We start from the raw sequence: 3,390 nt of genomic DNA on the forward strand, positions 1-3,390 counted from the left end.
GGCGCTGGCGGTCCCGGTCTTTCCGACGATCGTGAGCAAGCTGACAAATGCTGACATCGCCACCACGATGATCGCCGTCTATATCCTGAAGGAGGTGGTGATCGGGGTAACGCTCGGGCTGGCGATGGGCATCCCCTTCTGGGCGGCCGAGGCTGCCGGCGACATCCTGGACCTTCAGCGCGGGTCCACGATGGGGACGCTGATCGATCCGATGATGACCCACGAGACGAGCGCCACCGGCACCTTGCTCGCCGTCATCATGGTCACGATCTACCTCGCCGCCGGCGGCCTGCAGCTTTCCTTGACCAGTCTTTACGACAGCTACGGGATTTGGCCGATCGACCGGCTTCTGCCGATCTTCAGCAAGGACGCCGCCGGGATATTCCTCGGTTTGCTGAACCGCATTCTGGTGATGGCATTGACCCTTGTCTTCCCGCTGATCATCAGCATGCTGTTGTCCGACATTGTTCTCGCGTTCCTGGCGCGGGCCTCGCCACACCTCAATGTTTTCGCGCTTTCGCTGGTGGTGAAGACCGGCGTGTTCGGCCTCGTCTTCGTGCTCTATTCGAGTTTTTTGCTCTTCTATATGGATCGGGATATTGGCTTCCTGCGCGAGGCGGACCGACAAATAGAAGCGATCGGCTGCCGCACCTGTGAATAACAGAAAGCGGATTAGATATTTATAATATAAGACAATGTTGGCCGACCAATAAATACGTTTTATCACCTGGGAAAGATTATCATAATTTGACAAGCGGCCGAGCCGCCAACGATCTTGCATCCTCCCGACGCGTCTCTGAAATGTTGGTATTTATCGGAAGCCATGGCTCGCCAGACCATTTCACCAGTCTACGAGGATTTGCGGCGTTTCGACGCGAACAGGCTGCGCAGACTTGTCAGAACGGGCGCCTATGAGGGGCATACAGGTGGACTTGCGCGTGGCAAGCTCCAGGTCAATGTCGTGATACTGCCCCGCGCTTTTGCCAGCGATTTTCACCAGTTCTGCGTCCACAACCCAAAGGCCTGTCCATTGGTGGGCCTGAGCCGCGCCGGCAGTCCGCTGATCCCGGCGCTGGGCGATATCGATATTCGCACCGATGCCCCTCAGTATAACGTCTATCGCTTCGGGGAACTGACCGGCCAGAGGACGGACATCATCGATCTTTGGCAGGATGATTTTGCCGCCTTCGCCTTCGGCAGTTCGCTTACCGTCGAGGCCGCACTGGCCGAAAAGGGCGTGAAACTCCGTCGCGTCGGTTACGGCAAGGCCATGCCCAAGTTCCGAACCAGGATCGAGACTTGCCGCGCCGGACCGTTCGCTGGCCAGACGGTCGTCTCGATGCGTCCCGTAAGGTCCTGCGACGTCGACAAGGTTCGAGCACTCACGGCACGCTTCCCGCATACTCACGGCTCTCCCATCCATGTCGGGGAGCCTTCGATCATCGGAATATACGACATGACGGCTCCAGACTGGGGCGATGCGGTCGAGCTGGTGGACGGAGAGGTTCCCGTGTTTTGGGCCAGCAGCGTCACTGCCCAGGATGCCCTCGCTCGCGCAAAACTGGCGATCTCAGTCACCGTGTCGCCGGGGCACATGCTGGTCACGGACGTGGACGCACGAGCTTTCCATGGGTGACAAGTGTGCCTGATGCGGTCGTGCGGACCGGCTGGCCCGTGATGTGGATCTGACTCCCTCCATCTGGAGGCGCTCGAAACGCTCTATACAGGTCTCGGCCGGCCACCCTTAAAGCGTGTCGCTACGAAACGGATTCAGGCGCCGCGCTTTGCGCTCAGCCTTCAGTTTGGATTGCGCAGCTGGTTGAGCCTCGCCAGCAACTCCTCGGGAACATTCTTGCTGACACTTGCCGCACCTGCATAGATGTTGCCGCTGTTGCCGTCGAGCGTGAGGATGGTTCCTTCGGAATAGCTCACGCCGCCGATGATGAGGCATCTGGCCGCTTCATCGATCATCATGGTCTCGCATCCGACCAGGCAAACCTTGCCTAGCTGGCGCGCGACGACGGCCGCGTGCGACGTTCGCGCTCCATGCTGGGTCAGAAGGCCATCGGCCAGTTCGAGTGCCGCGATATCGCGCGTCTCCGCGTCGCGGCGCACGAGGATAACCTGCGCGCCTGCCTGCTTGCGTCGGCGCGCGACATCCTCCTCGAAGGCAATCTCACCGCTCGCGACGCCGGTCGCGGCCGAAGCGGCGGTTGCGATCGGCGACAGTGACTTTCCGTCTTCCGTCGAGATCGTGCTGAGCGAAAGCGAGCTCGCATCAAGACCGTTTGTGCGCAGGCGAGCCGTTTCGGCGTCGATCAGACCTTGATCCAGCATATCCAGCGCAATCTGAGCCGCCGCGCGCGGCGTGCGCTTGCCGTTGCGGGTCTGGAGCATGAACAACACGCCGTCCTCGATCGTGAATTCGAAGTCCTGCATGTCGCCGAAATGTCGCTCAAGGGCGTTTGCCACCTGCACGAGCTCGTCCCACAGGGAAGGTGCGACGGCAGCGAGCTCGTCATGTCCTTGGGCTGTGCGACGCCCGCTCACGACATCCTCGCCCTGCGCGTTGAACAGGAAATCGACCCATGGGCTCTGCGCGCCAGTGCTGGGGTTGCGTGTGAATCCGACGCCGGCGCCAGAGAGGCCGCCGGCATTGCCGAACACCATGCGTTGCACAGTGACGGCCGTGCCCATATCGTGGCTCAAGCCGTGAAGGTTGCGGTAGGTCACGGCCTTGTCGCTGGACCAGGAGCGAAAGACCGCGCCGATCGCCTCGGTGAGCTGCTGTTTGGCGTCCTGCGGAAACGGATGTCCGGCTTCTTTCGCAAATGTTTGCAGATGTCGACCTGCCACATCGCGCAAGGCCACAAAATCGAGGCTGCGTTCTTCGCCGTTCCGCACGGCGTCGAGATCGGCCTCGAAATGCTGTGCATCCACGCCGGCTACCACCTCGCCGAAACCGGCGATAAGGCGGCGGTAGGCATCCCATGCAAGCCTCGGGTGCCCGGTCAGGCGAACGAAGCCGGGAAGCGTCGCTTCGGTCAGCCCGATATTGAGCAATGTTTCCATCATGCCGGGCATCGACACAGGTGCGCCGGAACGCACCGACAGCAGAAGCGGGCGTCTCGAATCTCCCAATCTCAAGTCCGACGCGTGCTCGAGTGTCGTCAGCGCGTCGCCCCAGATCTCCGGCGTGACGTCATCGCGGTGCGCGCAAAAGCCGGTGCCGATGACGAAAGCAGGAGGCACGTTAAGGCCGAACGCCGCCATGCGGGCAAGGTTGTGGGCCTTGAAGCCTAGAATATCGGGCGTGATCGGTCTTTCGGCGGCCGTCTTCGCGCCGATCGAGTATACGATCTTCGCTTCGTTCGCCTCGGGTCTGATGCG

3 protein-coding genes are annotated in these 3,390 nt (G+C 61.1%); 2 read left to right on the forward strand and 1 reads right to left on the reverse strand.

Annotated features, from left to right (window positions below; translation table 11 throughout):
- Nucleotides 1–661 (forward strand): type III secretion system export apparatus subunit SctT (gene sctT / locus EOA29_RS29655; protein ID WP_127221992.1); only part of this gene is annotated, 661 nt, incomplete at its 5' end.
- A 162-nt stretch (nt 662–823) separates the two neighbouring features.
- Nucleotides 824–1,636, forward strand: a complete 813-nt coding sequence (locus EOA29_RS29660; protein WP_127221993.1) for a DUF1445 domain-containing protein — start codon at nt 824–826, stop codon at nt 1,634–1,636.
- Nucleotides 1,637–1,797: 161 nt separating this feature from the next.
- On the opposite strand, the gene EOA29_RS29665 is transcribed toward EOA29_RS29660, so the two are convergent.
- Nucleotides 1,798–3,390, reverse strand: a 1,593-nt coding sequence (locus EOA29_RS29665; protein ID WP_210213182.1) for a PEP/pyruvate-binding domain-containing protein, incomplete at its 5' end; no start/stop codon positions are given.

The organism is Mesorhizobium sp. M1E.F.Ca.ET.063.01.1.1 (assembly GCF_003998155.1).
Classification (GTDB): Bacteria; Pseudomonadota; Alphaproteobacteria; order Rhizobiales; family Rhizobiaceae; genus Mesorhizobium.